Here is a 19,930-nt window from a genome sequence, read left to right on the forward strand (position 1 = left end):
ATGGGCGAGACCCGCATCCATCCCAGCGCCGTCGTCGAAGCCGGAGCCCGCCTGGGCGCAGGCGTGCAGGTGGGCGCGTTCTGCTACATCGGCGACGAAGTCGAAGTCGGCGATGGCACCGTGTTCGGCCCGCACTGCAGCGTGCACGGCCCCACGCGCATCGGCCGCGAGAACCGCTTCATCGGTCATTGCGCCATCGGCGGCGAACCGCAGGACAAGAAGTTCCGCGGCGAGCGCGTTGAGCTGGAAATCGGTGACCGCAACCTGTTCCGCGAGTTCACCACCATCAACCGCGGCACCGGCACCGGCGGCGGCATCACGCGCATCGGCGACGACAACTGGTTCCTGGCCTACACGCACGTCGCGCACGACTGCATGGTCGGCAACCACTGCGTGTTCTCCAACAACGCCACGCTGGCCGGCCATGTCGCCATCGGCGACCACGTGATCCTCAGCGGCTTTGCCGGCATCCACCAGTTCTGCCGGGTCGGCGCGCACGCCTTCGTGGGCATGGGCGCGCTGGTCAACGGCGACGTGCCACCGTTCGTGATGGTGGCGCAGGACGGTTACGGCCGCCCGCGCGGCATCAACAGCGAAGGCCTCAAGCGTCGCGGTTTCGATGCCGACCGGATCAGCGCGATCAAGCGCGCCTACCGTGCCCTGTATGTGTCCGGCACGTCGCTTGAGGAGTCGCGCGCCAAGCTGGCCGAACTGGCCGAGGGCAGCGACGACGTCCGCACCGTGCTCGAATTCATCGACGCCGGCGAGCGACCGTTGCTGCGCTGACGGTCGCGTTCATCCTGCCAAATCCCCGGACCTCGACCGCGCAGGCCTGCGGGCCTGCGACTGCCGACTGCTAAGCTTCCCGCGTGTCGACTCACCCTGACCAATCCGGACCGCGCATCGCGCTCTGCGCGGGCGAAGCCTCCGGCGACCTGCTCGGCGCCGGCCTGATCGCCGAGCTGCGCAAGCGCTACCCCGGTGCGCAGTTCGCCGGCATCGGTGGCGATCGCATGCGCGCCGCGGGACTCGATGCGTGGCACGACGCGTCCGAACTGGCGGTGATGGGGCTGGCCGAGGTGCTTCGCCATCTTCCGCGGCTGCTGCGGCTGCGCCGCGAATTCCGCGAGCGCCTGCTGCAGTGGCAGCCCGACGTCTACATTGGCATCGACGCGCCGGACTTCAACCTGGGCATGGAGAAGTGGCTGCGCGAGCGCGGCATGCGCACCGTGCACTACGTGAGTCCGTCGGTATGGGCCTGGCGCGAAAAGCGCGCCGAAAAGATCGGCCGTAGCGCGGATCGCGTGCTGTGCCTGTTTCCGATGGAGCCTGCGATCTACGCGAAACACGGTGTGGATGCGCGTTTCGTTGGGCATCCGCTGGCCGACGAGATGCCGCTGGATCCGGATCGAGAGGCCGCACGCACGCAGCTTGGGCTGGACGCGCATCGCAAGGTGCTGGCGTTGCTGCCGGGATCGCGCGTGGGCGAGATCGAGCGGCTGGGGCCGGATTTCCTCTCCACCGCGTCGCGGCTGCTGGCAGGCGACCCGACGCTGCAGATCGTCGTGCCGATGGCGAACGAGCACGCGCGCGAGGCGTTCCAGCGCGTGCTCGCCGCGCATCCGGACAGCGTGTCGCTGACTCCACGATTGCGCGTCATTGCCGGACAGGCGCGCACGCTGATGATCGCCAGCGACGTTATCCTGCTGGCCTCCGGCACCGCGACGCTGGAAGCGATGCTCGCCAAGCGTCCGATGGTGGTGGCCTACAAGGTCGCTCCGCTGACCTACACGCTGGTGAAAGGCCTGGGCCTGCTCAAGGTGGACACGTACTCGCTACCTAACGTGCTGGCCGGCGGGCGCGTGGTGCCGGAACTGATGCAGCACGACTGCACGCCGGAAAAGCTGGCCGATGCGGTCACGCGTTTCCTGCACGATCCCGGCGCGGCCGCCGAGCTGGAACCGAAATTCCGCGAACTGCACCTGCAACTGCGCCAGGACGCCTCCGCACGCGCGGCGGACGCCGTGGCCGAACTGCTGGAGTCGCATCATGGGACGTGACGTGCCGCAGATGCCGTTGGACCTGACGGCGCGCAGTGATCGCGCGCCGCTGCGCGTTGCGGGCGTGGACGAAGCCGGCCGCGGCCCGCTGGCCGGGCCGGTGGTGGTCGCGGCGGTGGTGTTCGCGCCGGGCCGCACGCCGATCAACGGCCTGGACGATTCGAAAGCACTGACGCCCGAGCGACGCGAAACACTGTACGAACGCATCATCGAGCGCGCGGTGGCGTGGCACGTCGAGTTCGTCTCGTCCGATGAAATCGACCGCATCAACATCTACCACGCGACGATGGCCGGCATGCAGCGCGCGATCACCTGCGTGAGCCACCTGATCGACGTCGCACGCGTGGACGGCAATGCCCTGCCCCGCAGCCTGCCCTGCCTGGCCGAGGCATGGATCGGCGGCGATGCACGCGACCGTTCGATCATGGCCGCCTCGATCCTGGCGAAGGTGTCGCGCGACCGCTACATGCGCCGGCTGCACGAGCAGTGGCCGCTGTACGGCTTCGACCAGCACAAGGGCTACAGCACGCCCGTGCACCTGGCCGCGCTGAGCCAGCACGGCCCCTGCCCCGAACACCGGCGCAGTTTCGAACCGGTGCGCATGGCGATACGGGCAGAAGACGGTCAACTGGAAGCCATGTTCACCTCCGCGCCGGCACCGTGATCCGGCCGGCGCGCAGATGGGTCGCGCCGCATCCGTGCCCTACTCCTCTTCTTCTTCCTCATCGGCCGGTCCGCTACCGCCCACCGACTGCTCCTTCCTGGGCTTCGTCCCGGTGCCGCCGCTGTCCGGCTTGAGCGGATCGGGTGGCTGCGCGCCAATGGGCTTCTTCTCTGTGCTGCTCATGTCACGTTCCTCATGGGTGCCCTGATCCATGGCGTCGGGCGGACGCCGGGGGACGCCGCCCCTGCCGCCGCAGCGGCTGCACCCCGCTACGTGCGCTCAGCGGGGCCATCCGTCATCTTCCGACTCCTTCGTCTCCACCAGCACCGTCTTCGGCGGCTTGGTGCCCGTCCCACCACTGAGGACGAAACCACCACCCTTACCCGAAGTACCGCTGTCGGCAGGCAGGTTCCATAGCGTCACCGACAGCACTTCGGGCACATAGGGCACGGAGATCCTGAGTTCGTTCTTGCTTGCGTCGAACTCGAACACGGGTTCCCGCGGCTTGCCGGTGTTTGTCTGCGGTTCGACATTCGTCTGCGTGTGTTGTTGCATCTCGCTCTCCTCGGGGGAATGTCCTCCGCACACAAGCGGCGGACGGACGCATGGCCGCGTTTTTACCGCCGGGTCACACCAGCCCGCCGCAGCACGAAATTGGTGTCGATGAGCGTGGCGCCGATGCCATTCGCGCTGGCGGTTTCCACGCTTTTCCGTGCTCGCGCAGCATCGCCAAGAACGGCATAGGTCTGTGCGTTGAACAACGCGACCTCGCCCTTGTTGGTCCCCAGCGCTTCCGCACGCCTGATCAGGCCGGGCACTTTTTCACGCTCGCCCAGATTGGTGAGGTACCAGGCAAGGGCGGCGTACGCCTTCGCGTCATCGGTCCGGATCGCGACGTAGCGGCGCGCGCGGTCGGCGGCCTCGCGGAAGGCGTCCCTGGCCTGGCCGGCAGCGGGATCGGCAAGCAATGCGTCGCCGAGGTAACCCCACGGATAAAAGTCGCCGGGGTCGAGTTGTGTCGCCTCCCGGTACAGCGTCGCCGCTGCCGCGTAGTCTCCGGCCTGGTATTTCAGCGTGCCCAGATTGGCGGTAGCGGCGTAGTTGGGCTCCAGTGCGTTTGAGCGCCGCAGCGCCTTCTCTGCCTCCGCGGTATCGCCCCTGTTGAGGTGGTAGAAGCCGAGAACGCCCCACAGCGCCTGGCGTTCCGGATGGATCGCGATCGCGCGCTTCGACGATGCGATCGCCGCGTCAAGGTCATCGTTAAGGTATTGCTCCCACGCCATCGTGCTGTACGCGTACGCGTTGCCGGGGCTCGCCTCCAGTGCCTTGCGGAACAATTCGATGGAACGGGCGTGATGGCCCTGCACCGACTCGATCTCGGCCAGGCCGACGAGTGCGTTGGAGCGCACCTCCGGATCGTCCTGCGCGCTGGCGTACAGCTCCGCCGCCTTGCGCAGTTCGCCGCGCACTCGGTACAGGTCGCCCAGCGCGAGTTTCACCTCGCCCATGGTCGGATCCATCTTCTGCGCACGCTGGCAGGCCAGGCGCGCGTTGTCGAAGGCGTCCGCGCCGCGCATGTTCTCGAACCGGTCGATCTCGGCCTGGCAAATGCCGGCCTGCGCACGCGCGAAGCCGCTATCGTCATTGAGCGCACTCCGGAACGACGCGATGGCGCTGTCGGACTCGCCGCCCAGCAGCGACTGCAGACCCCGCAGGTAGGAGTCGAACGCGGCGACGTTGCGGGTAGGTGTCAGGCGCCGGCGCAGCCCCTCGCCCGCATCGGGCAGAACGCCCATCAAGGCGGACACGACTTCCTGCGCGATATCGCTCTGCGTGGCGAAGACATCCGCCACGTCGTGTTCGTAGGTGCGGCTCCACAGGGTATAGCCGCTGCGCGTATCGGCGAGGCGCGCACTGATGCGCACACGGTCGCCCTCGCGCCGCACGCTGGCGTCCAGCACGGTCGCCACGCCGAGACGCTCGCCCAGCGCCTTTGCGTCTGCCCCGGCCACGGAGCCGGGTGGAAGCCAGGCCGCGACCTTCAGCCCGCGCACACCCGCCAGCGCGGAGTGCAGCTCTGTCGCCAGACCTTCCGCGAAGTAGCGGTCGTCACTGCGGTCGCTCAGGGTGGTGAACGGCAGCACCGCAATCGACGGCTCCACCGCGCCGGGCAGCGTTCCCCGGGGCGGCAGCCACCACGACACGAGGGCAAACACGCCCACGGCCACGGTCGCCGCGATCCAGTGCCAGACCCGACTGCGAGGACGCGCCACGCGTTTGCCGGGAATGAGCTCGTTGGCGGCCTCGTCGGCCGGAAGCGGGATGGTCGCTCCCTGCACGGGCAGCCGCGGACCGGCCGGTTCCGCGGTCGGAGGCTCCACCTTGGAGGCGTCGTCCGAAGCGGGCTGCGGCTCCGCGGGGGTGGCCGCGGACTCGGCCACGGGCGCTAGCTCGCCAATGAACCGGTACCCCAGCGCGTGCTGGGTCTGGATGTAGCGCGGGTGCTGGGAGTCATCGCCCAGGGCGGCGCGCAGCTGGGCGATGACCCGGGTCAGGACGCCCGGGGTGACATGGCGGTGGCCCCAGACCAGGTCCAGCAACTCGTCCCGGGCGACCAGTTCGCCAGCGCGGCGCAGCAGGATGAGCAACACGGCGAAGGCCTTCGGCTCCACCGTCTGGGCGGAGCCGCTTCGCGAAAGCGTGTGCGCGGCTGCGTCGACGACGATGTCGTCGAAACGGTAGCGCTCGGTCGTCGGCCCGCCCTGGCCTGCCATCCTGAGGGTGTCCATCGGCAAAACCTCATGGCGACCTCACCATCCGAAGCGGACGGTGAGGAAAGGCGCGCACGGCCATCATGACTCAAGCGGGAGGGCGGCGGAACCTGTCCCGGCACTGGAAAAAACGGTGCCAAGCCCTTCCGGAGACCGCCATGAACGCCCTGTTCTCAAGCCCCAGCCCGCTTCCGTCCATCCTGGCCGTGCCTTTCGCTGGCCCCACCCGTCGCCGCTGCATCAACGGCTTCCAGCTGAGCCTGCCCGAGGTCGACCGGTTCAACCGACTGCTCGAACGCATCGGCGCCCGCAAGGCAGTGGAAAGCGACCAGCTGGCCTCCGCCGGTCGTGAGCTGTCCCGGCCCGGGCGCAGCGAGGCCGCGGCGCCTTGCATCCGCCAGCGACTGCGCTGGATCGCCGCGGTGGAGCAGTTGCTCGGCGACCGCCACTGGCAGCCGGCGAATGAAACCGTCGACACCGCCGCGGCCATCGTCGAGTACGCCCGCAGCCATGACGACCTGATCCCCGACTGGCTGCCGCGCGTGGGTCGCCTGGACGACGCCATCGTGGTGGAGACCGCCTGGCCGAAACTGGCCGGCGAGGTGGCCGACTACCGCGACTACGTCCGGCTGCGCAGCCGCGAAGCCCGCCGCCGTGGCGTGGACGTGACCGGCTTCGCCTTCACGCGCTCGGACTGGGATGAAGTCCGCTACGAGGAGGCGGTGCTGGCGCAGCACGAACGCCGCATCCGCGAAAGCAGCTACCTGCCCACCGCGGCGCCGATGTTCCGCATCCATTGAGGCCATCGAGCATGGCCACCTGCGGGAGGCCGTCCCATCGGGACGGCCTCCCCCGCGTCTGGAGCATGAATACGCGCCTTGTCCGGCAAGACATTTCCGCAATGCAGGCGCATCATGGCATCACGTTCCGCAACGCCGGAGCGACCACGGCTCGCGCGCAGCGCCGGCCGCCGCGCGGGTCCGACCACACCGGCCGGCAAGCGAGGTGTGCCATGCGCATGTTCCATCCCACCCCCACTGCGCAACCGCTTCCCTTCGATCACATGTACAGCGGCATGGCCGCGCGCGACAGCGCCGGGTCGATCCCGCTGGCGGATGCGGCCGTGGTCCAGTTCGACCAGTTGCTGCACGAGATCCATGCCGACGCACCGCGCGTGGACGCCGACCGTCTGCAGCAACTGGCGGCGTGGCTGATCGCGCTGCCCAGCGGCGAGGCGCACGAGGTCATCGATACCCGCCTGCGCCGCGTGCAGGAGCTGCGCGCGATGCTCGCCGACGAGGATTGGGACATCGACGAAGCCGCGCGCGCCCGCATCGGCAAACTGCTGGCGTACATCGATCGCGAGGACGACCTGATCGCCGACCGCACGCCGCTGCTGGGGCAACTGGACGACGTGCTGCTGATCGAACTGGCCTGGCCGGCCTTCGCCGACGAGGCCGAGGACTATCGCGACTACTGCGCCTACCGCCAGATGCAGCATCCGGCCGGCGCCGCGCCGGAGCGGCGCGCGGCCTGGGTTCGCGACCGCATGGATGAACTGGCGCTGTGGCAGCACATGCTGTGGGTGCGCGAGCAGCATTACGCGCCGTGGAATCTGCCACGCACGCTGTTCCGGGTGTCCTGAAACCGCGGCTGTGGTTCGTGATCGTGATTCGGAAGGCGGGCTGCTTAGTGCCGTCATCCCCGCGCAGGCGGGGACCCATCTTCCCGGGTCCGGGTTTCCGGAGAGCAGGCCACGCCGGACAGATGGAGCCCCGCCTGCGCGGGGAGGACAGCTTCCCGGCATGGGCGTTCGCTCGCCAGGGCCGCGCGTCCCGGGTAGCTGTACCGCATAGCCCTCGATTCGCCCCCCGACCCCGGCGTCAAGACTGCATCGCGCGTCACCGGACTGTTACCCTGCCCTCCGCATGTCCGCAGTCCCTTTCGTCCACCTTCACCTGCACAGCGAATACTCGCTCGCCGACTCGACGATCCGCATCGGCGAGCTGGTGAAGCGCTGCGTGGCGCTTTCGCAGCCCGCGGTCGCGGTCACCGATCTCGACAACCTGTTCGCGACGGTGAAGTTCTACAAGGCGGCCGAAGGCGCCGGCATCAAGCCGATCATCGGCGCGGACATCGGGCTGGCCGACGGCAATGAAGCGGCGTCGCGCATGACGCTGCTGTGCCGCGACCGCAACGGCTACCTGACGCTGTCGCGGCTGCTCACGCGCGCGTGGATGGAAGGCCATCGCACCGAAGGCGTCGCGCTGCGGCCGGAATGGCTACGCGATGACAATGCAGGCCTGTTCGCGCTGGCCGGACGCCACAGCCTGGCCGGCCGCCTGGCCGTCGGCAATCGGCACGAACTCGCCGAAGCCTGGCTGATGGACTGGCGCGGTGTGTTCGGCGAGCGCCTGCACCTGGAGCTCACCCGCACCGGTCGCGACGGCGAGGAAGTATTCAATTCGTTCGCGCTGCACGCGGCGGCCGCGCGCTCGCTGCCGGTGATCGCCAGCAACGACGTGCGCTTCCTCGATGCCGAGGGCTTCGAAGCGCACGAGGCGCGCGTGTGCATCGCCTCCGGCCGCGTGCTGGACGATCCCAAGCGTCCGAAGGACTACAGCGCCGAGCAGTTCGTGAAGTCGTCCGAAGACATGCAGGCGCTGTTCGCGGACGTGCCCGACGCGATCGACAACGCCGTGTCGCTGGCGATGCGCTGCAACGTCGAGATGAAGCTCGGCGAATACGCGCTGCCGGCGTTCCCCGTTCCCAGCGAACACACCATCGAGAGCTGGCTGCGCGGCACGGCGCGCGAGGGCCTGGCCAAGCGGCTGGAAAAGAATCCGCTGGCGCCGGGCAAGACGCGCGAGGACTACGACGCGCGACTGGAAATCGAGCTGGACGTCATCATCAAGATGGGGTTCCCCGGTTACTTCCTGATCGTGGCGGACTTCATCAACTGGGCCAAGGACCACGACATCCCGGTCGGTCCTGGCCGTGGTTCGGGTGCGGGCTCGCTGGTGGCGTGGGCCCTGGGCATCACCGACCTGGACCCGCTGCCGTACGACCTGCTGTTCGAGCGGTTCCTCAATCCCGAACGCGTGTCGATGCCCGACTTCGACATCGACTTCTGCATGGACCGTCGCGACGAGGTCATCGACTACGTCGCGCGCAAGTACGGGCGCGACCGTGTCTCACAGATCATCACCTACGGCACCATGGCCGCGAAGGCCGTGGTGCGCGACTCCGGCCGCGTGCTGGGCCATCCGTACGGCTTCGTCGATGGCATCGCCAAGCTGATCCCCAACACGCTGGGCATCAGCCTGGACGACGCGCTGGGCGAATCGGACGCAGCGCGCAAGGACACCTCGCTCGCTTCACCCGAACTGATCCAGCGCTACCACGCCGAAGAGGACGTGCGCGATCTGCTGGACCTGGCGCGCAGCCTGGAAGACCTGACCCGAAACGCCGGCAAGCACGCCGGCGGCGTGGTGATCGCGCCGTCGCCGCTGTCGGACTTCTGCCCGCTGTTCGCCGAACACGATGGCGAAGGCCGCGGCCGCAACCCGGTCACGCAGTTCGACAAGGACGACGTCGAAGCCGTCGGCCTGGTGAAGTTCGACTTCCTGGGCCTGCGCACGCTCACGATCATCGACTGGGCGGTCAAGGCCATCAACAAGCGGCGACGCGCGAGCGGCGAGGCGCCGTTCGACATCACCGCACTGGCGCTGGACGACAAGCCCAGCTACGAGCTGTTCGCGCGCGGCGACACCGTCGCGGTGTTCCAGTTCGAATCGCGCGGCATGCGCGAGCTGCTCAAGCGCGCCAGGCCCGACACCTTCGAGGACATCATCGCGCTGGCCGCGCTGTTCCGTCCCGGCCCGCTGGGTTCGGGGATGGATCGCGAATGGGTCGATCGCAAGCACGGTCACACCGAAGTGACCTACCCGCATCCGTTGCTGGAACCCGTGCTGGCGCCGACCTATGGCGTCATCGTGTACCAGGAACAGGTGATGCAGATCGCGCAGGTGCTGGCCGGCTATTCGCTGGGCGGCGCCGACATGCTGCGTCGCGCGATGGGCAAGAAGAAGCCCGAGGAGATGGCGAAGGAACGCGCCAAGTTCGAGGCCGGCTGCGCAGAGCGCGGCATCGACGCGAAGCTGGCGACGGAAATCTTCGACTTGATGGAGAAGTTCGCCGAGTACGGCTTCAACAAGTCGCACTCGGCCGCCTATGCGCTGGTGGCCTACCAGACCGCATGGCTGAAGGTGCACTACCCGGCGGAGTTCATGGCGGCGACGTGTTCGTCGGACATGGACAACACCGACAAGGTGGTCAACTTCCTAGACGAATCGCGGGTGATGGGGCTGGACGTGCTGCCTCCGCACGTCAACCATTCGGTGTACATGTTCGAGGCGATCGCGCCGACGACCGTCCGCTATGGGCTGGGCGCGGTGAAGGGTGTCGGCCGCGGCGTGTGCGAGGCGATCGTCGAGGCGCGTCGCAGCGGTGGCGAGTTCGCCGACCTGCTGGATTTCTGCCGCCGCGTCGATGGCGGCAAGCTCAACCGTCGCGCGCTCGAGGCGCTGATCCAGGCCGGCGCGCTGGACGGGCTCGGCCGAAACCGCGCAAGCCTGATGCTGCAGGTGCCCGAGGTCATCAAGGCCACCGACCAGCTGGCCAAGGAGCGCGAGGCCGGCCAGGTGTCGCTGTTCGGCGGCTTCGAAACGGCGGCGCCTGCGCTGCACCTGGACCTGCCCGAGTCCGACGAGTGGCCGCTGACGCAGATCCTCAACGGCGAGCGCGAAACGCTGGGCCATTACCTCAGCGGCCACCCGTTCGATCCATATCGCGAGGAAGTGCGCGGCCTCATCGGCAACGATCTGTCCGGTCTGGAGAAGATCTGGGAGAACCGTCCGGAGCAGCGCGGCAGCTGGCGCCAGGAAGTGGAAACCGTGGTAGCCGGCCTGGTCGTCGGCCTGCGCAAGAAGGGCGACAGCCAGATGTTCGTGCAGATCGAGGACGGCCGCGGCCGCCTGGAGTGCGCGTTCTTCGCCGAGACCTACAACGACTACGCGCCGCTGCTGGTGCGCGACCGCCTGCTGGTGATCCAGGGCGGCCTGCGCGAGGACAGTTTCAGCGGCGGCTTCGCGTTGCGCGCATCGCGCTGCTGGAGCTACGAGCAGATCTGCGAGAAGCACGCGCAACGCCTGTCGTTGCGGCTGGACCTGCGCGAGCCCGGCACGATGCAGCGCGTGGATGCGCTGCTGGCCACGCACCGCCCCGGCCCCACGCCAATCCGGCTGGATCTGCTGGTCAAGCACGGCGCCGCCGGCTCGCTGGACCTCAACGGCACGCAGTCGATCCGGGCCGATGCGGAACTGCCGTCGCGCCTGCGCGCGATGCCGGGCGTGCGCAACGTGCGGCTGGCTTTGTCGAAGCCCTGGGCGAAGTGATTCCGCTTCGGTAGCCCGGGTAAGGCCGACGGCCGCACCTGGGATCGCCTATTCGCCAGCAAATCTGCTTCGCCCGGGTGCGCTTCGCTTACCCGGGCTACATGGCGTGTTCATCGCTGCACCCCCACACGCCAATCGCGCACAGCGTCGCGCACATCCAGCTTCAAAGTCTTCGTGGACGCATCGTGCGTCCAGCCTGCAACCGGCTTGCCATCCACCAGCACCGACGACGGCCGTTGCGGCACGCCGAACACAGTCACCTGGACCGAGTTCCACCACGGCACGAACCCATCGTGTTCGACGCGCGACGAGACCGAAGCAATTGAGCCGCCGACTTCGCACGCGTATGCCACGCGGAGGAACTTGCCGTCGCGATACCCGAAGCTCTCGCCATCATCCTGGTACAGCGAACCGCGGCAGCCATCGCTTCCAGCGTCCGGCAGGTACACCTGCAGCTCCAGCGGCCCCACCGGCACTTCGCCGGTGTGCTGCACCAGCGGCTGCATGGGCACGATCGCGCCGGCCCGCGCATACACCGGCGTGGACTGCGGCCGCGGATCGAGCTTCATCGGCTCCTTGGTCGCCACGTGCCGGCGCGACGTTCCGAACTCGTACCACGCGCCCGGCGGCAACGTCACGGCATGCGCATCCATACGTTCGTCCACGACCGGCGCGACGAACAGGTCCGCACCGAACAGGAAGTCGCGATCGTTCCCGTAGAACGATTCCGCCTGCGGATACTGCAGGAACACCGGACGCATGATCGGCAGGCCGTTGCGCGCGTTCTCCTCCGCCGCGGTGTACAGGTACGGCAGCAGTCGGTAGCGCAGCTCGATCGCCTCACGACGCAGCGCTTCATGCTGCGGACCGTCGACCCAGGCCTCGTGCGGCCGCGTGTCGGTGGCCGCGTGGTTGCGAAATACGGGGTTGAACGCGCCCAGCTGGAACCATCGCGTCAACAGGTCCGCTGGAGGCGAACCGATGAAACCGCCGACGTCGTCGCCAGCCAGCGCCATGCCGGACAGCCCCAGGCTCAGCAGGTTCGGCGTGCTCTGCGCGAGGTGATGCCAGCTGGCCGTGTTGTCGCCGGTCCACGTGGCCGCGTAGCGTTGCGTGCCCGCGTAGGCCGCGCGCGTGAGCACGAACGGCCGCTGCGCCGGCTGCAGCTTCAGCAACCCTTCGTACGTCGCGCGCGCATTGAGCATGCCGTACACGTTGTGGATCGCACGGTGATCGCGTGCGGTGCCGTCGTCCATGCGATGCACCGCATCCGGCGACATGGTGTTGCCCGGCACCTTGAACACCGACGGCTCGTTCATGTCGTTCCAGTAGCCGGCGGCGCCCATCGAGGCGAAGTCGCGATACAGCCCGCCCCACCAGTCGCGCACGCGGGACAGCGTGAAGTCCGGGAACACCGCATCGCCCGGCCAGACCTCGCCGATGTACAGCGAGCCGTCCGGGTTACGGATGAAGACGTCGTCGCGCATGCCCGAGTCGAACGCGGCGTAGCCGGTACCGGGCGCGTGCTTGATGTGCAGGTCGGTGATCAGCACCGTGCGCAGTCCCTGCTCGCGCAGGTCGTCGATCATCTGTTCGAAGTCGGGGAACTGAGCGCGATCCACCGTGAAAGGCGCGTAGCCCTGCTGGTAGTCGATGTCCAGGTAGATCGCATCGGCCGGGATGCGATGACTGCGCAGCATCGAGGCGATCTCGCGCACCTTCGCCTCGGGGTTGTAGCTGTACCGCGACTGCTGGAAGCCCAGCGACCACAGCGGCGGCAGCGGCGTACGGCCGGTCAGGCGTGTGTAGCGCTCCAGCACCTGCGCCGGCTGCGGACCCGCGATGAAGTAGTAATCCAGCTCTCCGCCTTCCGCGCCGAAGCTGAAGTACTCCTCGGACTCCTTGCCGAAGTCGAAGCTGCTGCGATGGGTGTTGTCGAAGAACAGCCCGTACGCGTTGCCCGCACGCACCCCGATGAAGAAGGGAATGGACTTGTAGAGCGGATCGCTGTGGCCCTGCCACGAGTACGCATCGGTGTTCCACATCGTGAAGGCGCGGCCGCGACGATCCATCGGTCCGGCCTTGTCGCCCAGCCCGTAGTAGTGCTCGTCGGCCGGCATGGACTTCCATGCGCGGACGCGCATGCCGTGCGCGGTGGGCATCCACGCCATCGGCAACGACGGATCATCGGCGAGCAGTGTGCGACCCGCGCGATCGGCGAAGCTCACCCGCAGCGGCCGCTTGTGCACCACTGCCACCGTGTCGCCCGCGGTGACCCGCACCGCGTCGCGGCCGTCTTCGATGGCAACCGTTGCCGGCGCAGCCGGCTCGACCACGGCCCAGGAGGCGTCCGCACTGAAGCGCCCTTCCGGTGCCAGGCGCACGCGGAACACGCCATCGCCCTGCACGCTAACCCGCAGCTTCGCCTGGCCGCTGGAAACCACGACACCATCGTCCAGGCGTTCGATTCGCCCGGCATCGCCGAGGTGCCGCCAGCCGGCTGCGCCTGCCGGCGACGCTACCGCGTACGCAAGCGCGATCCACAAGGCCCAGCCGATTGCCTTCATGCACGACTCCCCGATCGACGAGAGCCCGGATTCAAGCACGCGTGCGGGCATCCGGGACGCCGGGCCGCCATGAAGTCGTTTTCAGTCCGCTGGGCTGCCCCGATCGTCGTCGTCGTACCGGGCCGGCACGACGCGCGCCCGCCGTTCCATACCCCAAACACACCTCTCGGTACGGTCACTCGCCCTCGGCTAGACTGTCGCCCTTTCCGGCCACTGGCCCACGCATGAACCCGAATTACCTCGACTTCGAGCAGCCCATCGCCGACCTGGAAGCCAAGATCCAGGAGCTGCGCCATGCCAGCAACGGCCCGGCGGTTGACGTGGATGCCGAAGTGCATGCCCTGCAGGACAAGCTGCGGATCCGCACCGCCCAGATCTTCCGCGACCTGACCCCGTGGCAGGTCTCGCAGCTGGCCCGCCACCCGGCGCGGCCGTACACCAACGACTACATCCGCGTGATGTGCGACGAGTTCCAGGAGCTCGCCGGCGACCGCGCCTACGCGGACGACGCCGCCATCGTCGGCGGCCTGGGCCGCATCAACGGCCGCAGCGTGGTGATCATCGGCCACCAGAAGGGCCGCGACACCAAGAGCAAGATCAAGCGCAACTTCGGCATGCCGCGTCCGGAGGGCTACCGCAAGGCGCTGCGCCTGATGAAGCTGGCCGAGCGCTTCCGCCTGCCGCTGCTGACTTTCATCGACACGCCGGGTGCCTATCCGGGCGTCGGTGCCGAAGAGCGCGGCCAGTCCGAGGCCATCGCCCGCAACCTGCTGGAGATGAGCGAGCTGAAGGTCCCGGTGATCTGCACCGTGATCGGCGAAGGCGGCTCGGGCGGCGCGCTCGCCATCGGCGTCGGCGACCGCACGCTGATGCTCGAATACAGCACCTATTCGGTGATCTCGCCTGAAGGCTGCGCGTCCATCCTGTGGAAGGACGCCGCCAAGGCCAAGGACGCCGCCGAGCAGCTGGGCCTGACCGCCAAGCGCCTGCTGGGCCTGGGCCTGATCGACAAGATCGTCCGTGAGCCCATCGGCGGCGCGCACCGCAATCCCAAGCAGATGGCCACGCGCCTGAAGGCCGTGCTGCTCAACGAGCTGGACGCACTCGGCCAGTTGCCCGTCGAGGATCTGCTCGAACGTCGCTACCAGCGACTGCGCAGCTATGGGGCGTACGAAGCGGCGTGATGCGAAGACGCAGGCTGTTTTCGATTGCGGCCTGCCTCGCCGGACTGCTGCCGGGCATCGCGGCGGCCTGTACTTGCCCGGCCAGCACCGAGTACTGGTGGCAGGAAGCGACCCGTGTCGCACTGGTGCGCATCGAATCCGTTGGCTGGCGGACCGAGGACGGGTTTTCGCGCGCAACCTGCTCCATCGGTCCACGCTGCGTATCGAAACAGGTCGCGCGCTTCACTCAGATCGAGTCGTTCAAGGGATCGCTGAACGCTGTGCCGACGCTCGCGTCGGGCTACGGCGGCGGCGACTGCGGGATTCCCCTCGTCGCCGGCGCCTACTATGTTGTCTTTCTGCGCAAAGACGATAGCAACGTGGGGATCTGCAACGCGACGGGGCCGAACGTTTACCTCAAGCATATCGAGCCTTTCCTGCAATCGCTGCGGCTCGTCGCTCGCGATCCGAAGGCGAAGTTCGCGGCTCGTCCCCCTCGCCAGCCGCTGTAGCGACGTAGCCCGGGTAACGCCGCAGGCCGCACCGGGGGCTTGCTCACAGCAACGAACCCGAATGTGCTTCGCTTACCCGGACTCATGCTGTTGCCAGCCTGAGCAGGCCTCACCAGGCTCGCAAATACTGCTCCGGTGCATGCAATTCGCCTGACAGCTCCTTCGCGGCACGGCGTGGCAGGTAGGGATCGCGCAGCAGTTCCCGTGCGAACAGCACCACGTCGGCGTCGCCGTTCCCCACGATCGTTTCGGCCTGTTCCGGCTTCGTGATCAGGCCAACCGCCCCCGTCGCGACACCCGCCTCTTCGCGGATGCGCGCGGCGAACGGCACCTGGTAACCCGGCGCCAGCGGGATCTTCGTGCTGGGCACCAGTCCGCCGCTGGACACGTCGATCAGGTCGATGCCGCGATCCCTGACAATGCGCGCCAGCTCGACGCTCTGCTCGACGTCCCAACCGCCATCGGCCCAGTCGGTGGCGGAGATGCGCAGCCATAGCGGCAGCCGTTCAGGCCACACCTTGCGCACGGCTTCGATCACTTCCAGCAGCAGCCGGATGCGGTTTTCGAAGGATCCGCCGTATGCGTCGGTGCGATGGTTCGACAGCGGCGATAGGAACTGGTGCAGCAGATAGCCGTGCGCGGCGTGCAGCTCCACCAGCTGGAAACCCGCGGCCTGCGCGCGCCACGCTGCGCATGCGAAATCGTCCACCACGTTGCGCAATTCGCACTCGTCCAGCGCACGCGGAACCGGCGAGGTCTCGCTGAAGACGACTGCAGAAGGTGCCACCGGCGTCCATCCGCCATGTTCCGGTGTGACGGCGATGCCGCCCAGCCACGGCGGTGCGACGCTGGCCTTGCGCCCGGCGTGCGACAACTGGATGCCCGGCACCGCGCCCTGCGCACGTACGAAGCGCACGATGCGCGACCAGGCTTCGGCCTGGCGGTCGTTCCACAGGCCGGTGTCGGCCGGCGAGATGCGCCCTTCGGCCGAGATGGCGCTGGCCTCGGCGATGAGCGCGCCCGCGCCACCGACGGCGCGGCTGCCCAGGTGGACCAGATGCCAGTCGTTGGGCACGCCGTCGACCGCCGAGTACTGGCACATCGGCGCGACGACCAGGCGGTTGCGCAGGGTCAGCGAGCGTTGCGCGAAAGGCTCGAACAGGCGGGGCACGGCGAGGACTCCAGCAGAGGGGATGCCAACCATGGTGCGTCCATGCGGACCGCAGCACAGCCCCATCGATGGGTTGCTGCATTCCACGTCCGTGGCACCATCTCCGGATGTCCCGTTCACCCGCCCTTCCGCTTGCTCAGGCCCTCCATGACGGGCCTTTGGCGCCCTTGTGCGTAGGGTTCAGCGGTGGTCTGGACTCCACCGCGCTGCTGCACCTGCTGGCATCGCATCCGAATGGGACGGCATTGCGTGCCCTGCACGTGCATCACGGACTCCAGGCCGACGCCGACGAGTGGGCCCGGCATTGCGAACGGATCTGCGCATCGCTGCAGGTGCCGCTGCGCGTGGTGCGCGTCGAAGTAATCGATGCCGGCGAAGGACTGGAGGCCGCCGCGCGCGCGGCTCGCCACGCGGCGTTTGCGAACTCGCTCGCGCCGGGCGAGGTGCTGGTCCTGGCCCATCATCGCGACGATCAGGCGGAGACCTTCCTGCTGCGTGCGCTGCGAGCCTCCGGACCGGAAGGACTGGCGGCGATGCGTCGCTGGCGCCCGTTCGGTCCGGGACACCTGTGGCGTCCGCTGCTCGCGCACGGTCGTGACGAACTGCTCGCGTACGCGCAGGCGCATGGGCTGAAGTGGATCGAGGACCCGAGCAACGCCGATGCCCGTTTCGATCGCAATTACCTGCGCCGGTACGTGATGCCGCTGCTGCGGCAACGCTGGCCGCACGCCGACGCGGTGCTGGCCCGTTCTGCTGCGCTCTGCGCGGATGCCGTCGCTGCGCTGGACAGCTCCGATGCGCTGGACCTGGCCGGCGTCGCCACCGCCGACCCGCACTGCATCTCGCGGACGCGGTTGCTCGCGCTGCCTGAAATCCGGCGCGCGCGCGTGCTGCGGCGCTGGATCGCGACGCTGGAACTTCCACCGTTGCCGGGGCACGGTGTGGATCGCATCGAGGATGAACTGCTCGCGGCGCGGCCCGACGCACAAGCGACGTTCTGCTGGCACGGCGCGGCGGTGACCGCGTGGCGCGACGTGCTGCACGCGGCACCTGTCGTGACGGATCTGCCGCCCGACTGGCGCGTGCAATGGGACGGCACTGCGCCGCTGTCGCTGCCGGGCGGCGGCACGCTCGAACTGCAGGGCGCGCCCGCGTTCGACACGCCGCTCAACGTCCATGCCCGACAGGGGGGCGAACGCATCAGCCTGCCGGGTCGATCCCATTCGCACGCGCTCAAGCACGTGCTCCAGGACCTGGGCGTGCCCCCGTGGGAGCGCGCCCGCCTGCCGCTGCTGTCGGACGCGGAGGGACATCTGCTGGCCGCCGGCGACCTGATCCATTCCGCCGGCTTCGATGCCTGGCTGCGCCAGCGGGGTGCCCGCCTGCACTGGCGTCCTTGAGCTTCGCCACGGCGCGCAATTGACCGTGCCACGGGCGGGCCGCACACTTCGCCAATGTCTCGCAAAACCCCCAACGAAGACGCGCCGGTCGCATCGCCGGTCAGCGATTTCGAACGCTCGCTGGACGCGCTCGAGGAGCTGGTCGAGAAGATGGAACACGGCGAGATGAGCCTGGAAGACTCGCTGGCCGCGTACGAACGCGGCGTCGGCCTGTACCGTCGCTGCCAGGCGGCGCTGGAAGAGGCCGAACTGCGCGTGCGCCTGCTCAGCGATCCGCAGAATCCGGCCACCGCCGAGCCGTTCGCCGCGCCGCAGAACGGCGGCGATGTCTGATCTGCCCCGCTGGCGCGAACGCGCCGACGCGGCACTGCAACGAGCCCTGCCCGACGCGGACCAATCGCCCCGGCGACTGCACGCGGCGATGCGGCACGCCGTGCTGCTGGGCGGCAAGCGCATGCGCCCGCTGCTGGTGCATACTGCCGGCGCCGCATTCGGTGCGGACCCCGCGGCCCTGGACGCACCGGCGGTCGCGGTCGAACTGATCCACGCCTACTCGCTGGTACACGACGATCTGCCGGCGATGGACGACGACGCATTGCGACGCGGCCAGCCGACGGTGCACGTCGCCTTCGACGAGGCCACCGCAGTGCTGGCCGGCGACGCGCTGCAATCCCTGGCGTTCGAAGTGCTGGCCGACACGCCGGTGGCCGACGCCATCCGCGTGGAACTGCTGCGCACTCTGGCGTCGGCGGCGGGTGCGGCGGGCATGTGCGGCGGACAGGCGCTGGACCTGGACGCCACAGGCAACGGCACCGCCCTGTCGGTGGTGCAGCTCGAGCGCCTGCATTCGCTCAAGACCGGTGCGCTGATCCGCGCGGCGGTGCGCATGGGCGCGCTGTGCGGCGATGCCTCGCCCGACGAGCTGCAGCGACTGGACCGGTACGCCGCCGCCCTCGGCTTGGCCTTCCAGGTGCGCGACGACATCCTCGACATCGAGGGCGACAGCGCGACGCTGGGCAAGACGGCCGGCAAGGACGTCGCGCAGGACAAGGCGACGTTCCCCGCCCTCATCGGCCTGGACGCCTCGCGCGCACGTCTGCAGGAACTGCGTGCGGCGATGGACGACGCACTTGCGCCGTTCGGCGAACGTGCAAATGGACTGGCCGAATTGGGTCGCATGGCGATCGAGCGGGATCGCTGAACTGGATTTCGGACGCCCAAGGTTTCCGCTCATCTTCTTCGCGAGGCAAATCCGGAAGCTCTGCTTCGGTTTGGCCGTTGCTGGTGTTGTTGTTTTTGTCTTGACCTGCGACTTAAAGCGAGCCGAGCACCGGAGTCAAAGAGGGGGCGAAGAGTCGCCAACTGTTTGAGCGGAGCGTAGCGCAGCGAGTTTTTGGCGACGACCCCTCTTTGGCGAGGAGCGCAGGGGACCGCCGCGCAGCGGCGGCGAGTGTCAGGAGCGAACGGTTTTGGTTACTTTTGCCAAGACAAAAGTAACCCGCTCGCTTGCGAGCGGAAGCTTTTGCTCAGGGCTGTCAGCCGACGGCAGGAAATGGATTCCAGCTTTCGCTGGAATGACGGGACCGCCGAAATAAAGGCGCGCCCGGCCTCGCCGGAATGACTGGGGATCGCAAAACAAAACGCCCGCTTCGCTGAAGCGGGCGTCTGCCAAGGACGGTTGGATCGGTTTACTTCACCAGCCGCAACGAGAACGGATAGCGGTACGCGACGCCGTCGTTGGCCTTGATCGCGGCGATGATGGTGAACACCAGCCACGCGATGCCGATGACGAACCAGGCCGGGATCGCGATCACCAGGCCGATACCCAACGTGACGAACACCAGCACCCACAGCGCGAAGAACACGATCGCCACGGTGATGTTGAAGTTCAGCGCTTCCTTCGCCTGATCGTCGACGAAGGGCATGGTGTCCTTCTTGACCAGCCAGATGATCAGCGGGCCGAGGAAGGTGCCCCAGCCGCCCACACCGGACGTGAGGATTGCGCCGGCGATCGCCGACAGGTGCGCGAACATCGCCCACTGGCGCTGCTCGCTCTCGATGCCGCTGGGATGATGGCCGCCCGACGGCGGCGGCGGTGGCGAAGCGGGGTTCGGATCGACGGGGTTCTCGCTCATGACCACTTCACTCCTGAATGGACGGGATCAC

Annotated in this window: 17 protein-coding genes; 11 read left to right on the top strand and 6 right to left on the bottom strand. The window is 68.2% G+C overall.

Features of this window, described 5'->3' with window-relative positions:
• The 3 genes from lpxA to VFE83_RS16500 all read left to right on the top strand — a co-directional run bounded on the left by lpxA (position 1) and on the right by VFE83_RS16500 (position 2,724).
• Positions 1-786, top strand: a complete 786-nt coding sequence (lpxA, locus tag VFE83_RS16490) for an acyl-ACP--UDP-N-acetylglucosamine O-acyltransferase (RefSeq protein WP_324908147.1) — start codon at positions 1-3, stop codon at positions 784-786.
• 83 nt (positions 787-869) lie between these two features.
• A complete protein-coding gene (gene lpxB, locus VFE83_RS16495) occupies positions 870-2,060 on the top strand; it encodes a lipid-A-disaccharide synthase (RefSeq protein WP_324908149.1) in 1,191 nt (396 codons plus the stop codon).
• Positions 2,061-2,070: 10 nt separating this feature from the next.
• On the top strand, positions 2,071-2,724 hold the full coding sequence (locus tag VFE83_RS16500; RefSeq protein WP_324908252.1) for a ribonuclease HII: 654 nt from the start codon (positions 2,071-2,073) through the stop codon (positions 2,722-2,724).
• A gap of 39 nt (positions 2,725-2,763) precedes the next feature.
• On the opposite strand, the gene VFE83_RS16505 is transcribed toward VFE83_RS16500, so the two are convergent.
• The 3 genes from VFE83_RS16505 to VFE83_RS16515 all read right to left on the bottom strand — a co-directional run bounded on the left by VFE83_RS16505 (position 2,764) and on the right by VFE83_RS16515 (position 5,513).
• On the bottom strand, positions 2,764-2,907 hold the full coding sequence (locus tag VFE83_RS16505) for a hypothetical protein (protein ID WP_324908151.1): 144 nt from the start codon (positions 2,905-2,907) through the stop codon (positions 2,764-2,766).
• A 96-nt stretch (positions 2,908-3,003) separates the two neighbouring features.
• Positions 3,004-3,279, bottom strand: a complete 276-nt coding sequence (locus VFE83_RS16510; protein ID WP_324908153.1) for a hypothetical protein — start codon at positions 3,277-3,279, stop codon at positions 3,004-3,006.
• A gap of 62 nt (positions 3,280-3,341) precedes the next feature.
• Positions 3,342-5,513, bottom strand: a complete 2,172-nt coding sequence (locus tag VFE83_RS16515) for a winged helix-turn-helix domain-containing protein (protein WP_324908254.1) — start codon at positions 5,511-5,513, stop codon at positions 3,342-3,344.
• Between the two features lie 140 nt (positions 5,514-5,653).
• Between VFE83_RS16515 and VFE83_RS16520 the strand changes: the two genes are divergently transcribed.
• The 3 genes from VFE83_RS16520 to dnaE all read left to right on the top strand — a co-directional run bounded on the left by VFE83_RS16520 (position 5,654) and on the right by dnaE (position 10,951).
• Positions 5,654-6,295, top strand: a complete 642-nt coding sequence (locus VFE83_RS16520) for a YkvA family protein (protein WP_324908155.1) — start codon at positions 5,654-5,656, stop codon at positions 6,293-6,295.
• A gap of 218 nt (positions 6,296-6,513) precedes the next feature.
• The gene (locus tag VFE83_RS16525) at positions 6,514-7,140 is read left to right on the top strand and encodes a hypothetical protein (RefSeq protein WP_324908157.1); all 627 of its coding nucleotides are present in this window, start codon (positions 6,514-6,516) and stop codon (positions 7,138-7,140) included.
• Positions 7,141-7,423: 283 nt separating this feature from the next.
• Positions 7,424-10,951 (top strand): DNA polymerase III subunit alpha, encoded by a 3,528-nt coding sequence (gene dnaE, locus VFE83_RS16530; protein ID WP_324908159.1) that lies wholly within the window; start codon positions 7,424-7,426, stop codon positions 10,949-10,951.
• 110 nt (positions 10,952-11,061) lie between these two features.
• On the opposite strand, the gene VFE83_RS16535 is transcribed toward dnaE, so the two are convergent.
• Positions 11,062-13,518, bottom strand: coding sequence for a glycoside hydrolase family 31 protein (locus VFE83_RS16535; RefSeq protein WP_324908161.1), 2,457 nt, complete (start codon positions 13,516-13,518; stop codon positions 11,062-11,064).
• Positions 13,519-13,742: 224 nt separating this feature from the next.
• On the opposite strand from VFE83_RS16535, the gene VFE83_RS16540 reads away from it, so the two are divergent.
• Both VFE83_RS16540 and VFE83_RS16545 read left to right on the top strand, forming a co-directional pair.
• Complete coding sequence (locus VFE83_RS16540; protein WP_324908163.1) at positions 13,743-14,702, top strand: acetyl-CoA carboxylase carboxyltransferase subunit alpha; 960 nt, start codon at positions 13,743-13,745, stop codon at positions 14,700-14,702.
• Positions 14,702-15,193: a hypothetical protein gene (locus tag VFE83_RS16545; protein WP_324908165.1), complete on the top strand. Its 492-nt coding sequence runs from the start codon at positions 14,702-14,704 to the stop codon at positions 15,191-15,193. Before VFE83_RS16540 ends, VFE83_RS16545 begins: the two co-directional genes overlap by 1 nt.
• A 109-nt stretch (positions 15,194-15,302) precedes the next feature.
• Here the strand turns inward: VFE83_RS16545 and VFE83_RS16550 are convergent, their stop codons facing one another.
• Entirely contained in the window at positions 15,303-16,397 is a 1,095-nt protein-coding gene (locus VFE83_RS16550) for an NADH:flavin oxidoreductase/NADH oxidase (protein ID WP_324908167.1), read from the bottom strand.
• Between the two features lie 74 nt (positions 16,398-16,471).
• On the opposite strand from VFE83_RS16550, the gene tilS reads away from it, so the two are divergent.
• The 3 genes from tilS to VFE83_RS16565 are packed head-to-tail and all read left to right on the top strand — an operon-like array spanning position 16,472 to position 18,965.
• Positions 16,472-17,764, top strand: coding sequence for a tRNA lysidine(34) synthetase TilS (tilS, locus tag VFE83_RS16555; protein ID WP_324908169.1), 1,293 nt, complete (start codon positions 16,472-16,474; stop codon positions 17,762-17,764).
• A 54-nt stretch (positions 17,765-17,818) separates the two neighbouring features.
• Positions 17,819-18,097, top strand: a complete 279-nt coding sequence (locus tag VFE83_RS16560) for an exodeoxyribonuclease VII small subunit (protein ID WP_324908171.1) — start codon at positions 17,819-17,821, stop codon at positions 18,095-18,097.
• Positions 18,090-18,965, top strand: coding sequence for a farnesyl diphosphate synthase (locus tag VFE83_RS16565; RefSeq protein WP_324908173.1), 876 nt, complete (start codon positions 18,090-18,092; stop codon positions 18,963-18,965). Before VFE83_RS16560 ends, VFE83_RS16565 begins: the two co-directional genes overlap by 8 nt.
• 487 nt (positions 18,966-19,452) lie before the next feature.
• On the opposite strand, the gene VFE83_RS16570 is transcribed toward VFE83_RS16565, so the two are convergent.
• Positions 19,453-19,899 (bottom strand): DUF4870 domain-containing protein, encoded by a 447-nt coding sequence (locus VFE83_RS16570; RefSeq protein ID WP_324908175.1) that lies wholly within the window; start codon positions 19,897-19,899, stop codon positions 19,453-19,455.
• Positions 19,900-19,930 lie beyond the last annotated feature (31 nt).

The sequence above is a fragment of the Lysobacter sp. genome, from assembly GCF_035655815.1.
Taxonomy (GTDB): domain Bacteria; phylum Pseudomonadota; class Gammaproteobacteria; order Xanthomonadales; family Xanthomonadaceae; genus Lysobacter_J.

Excerpts from the sequence above, each read along its gene's own strand:
- lpxA (WP_324908147.1), top strand. The coding sequence starts at position 1 with ATGGGCGAGACCCGCATCCATCCCAGCGCCGTCGTCGAAGCCGGAGCC.
- VFE83_RS16500 (WP_324908252.1), top strand. The coding sequence starts at position 2,071 with ATGCCGTTGGACCTGACGGCGCGCAGTGATCGCGCGCCGCTGCGCGTT.
- VFE83_RS16505 (WP_324908151.1), bottom strand. The coding sequence starts at position 2,907 with ATGAGCAGCACAGAGAAGAAGCCCATTGGCGCGCAGCCACCCGATCCG.
- VFE83_RS16510 (WP_324908153.1), bottom strand. The coding sequence starts at position 3,279 with ATGCAACAACACACGCAGACGAATGTCGAACCGCAGACAAACACCGGC.
- VFE83_RS16515 (WP_324908254.1), bottom strand. The coding sequence starts at position 5,513 with ATGGACACCCTCAGGATGGCAGGCCAGGGCGGGCCGACGACCGAGCGC.
- VFE83_RS16520 (WP_324908155.1), top strand. The coding sequence starts at position 5,654 with ATGAACGCCCTGTTCTCAAGCCCCAGCCCGCTTCCGTCCATCCTGGCC.
- VFE83_RS16525 (WP_324908157.1), top strand. The coding sequence starts at position 6,514 with ATGTTCCATCCCACCCCCACTGCGCAACCGCTTCCCTTCGATCACATG.
- dnaE (WP_324908159.1), top strand. The coding sequence starts at position 7,424 with ATGTCCGCAGTCCCTTTCGTCCACCTTCACCTGCACAGCGAATACTCG.
- VFE83_RS16535 (WP_324908161.1), bottom strand. The coding sequence starts at position 13,518 with ATGAAGGCAATCGGCTGGGCCTTGTGGATCGCGCTTGCGTACGCGGTA.
- VFE83_RS16540 (WP_324908163.1), top strand. The coding sequence starts at position 13,743 with ATGAACCCGAATTACCTCGACTTCGAGCAGCCCATCGCCGACCTGGAA.
- VFE83_RS16545 (WP_324908165.1), top strand. The coding sequence starts at position 14,702 with ATGCGAAGACGCAGGCTGTTTTCGATTGCGGCCTGCCTCGCCGGACTG.
- VFE83_RS16550 (WP_324908167.1), bottom strand. The coding sequence starts at position 16,397 with ATGGTTGGCATCCCCTCTGCTGGAGTCCTCGCCGTGCCCCGCCTGTTC.
- tilS (WP_324908169.1), top strand. The coding sequence starts at position 16,472 with ATGTCCCGTTCACCCGCCCTTCCGCTTGCTCAGGCCCTCCATGACGGG.
- VFE83_RS16560 (WP_324908171.1), top strand. The coding sequence starts at position 17,819 with ATGTCTCGCAAAACCCCCAACGAAGACGCGCCGGTCGCATCGCCGGTC.
- VFE83_RS16565 (WP_324908173.1), top strand. The coding sequence starts at position 18,090 with ATGTCTGATCTGCCCCGCTGGCGCGAACGCGCCGACGCGGCACTGCAA.
- VFE83_RS16570 (WP_324908175.1), bottom strand. The coding sequence starts at position 19,899 with ATGAGCGAGAACCCCGTCGATCCGAACCCCGCTTCGCCACCGCCGCCG.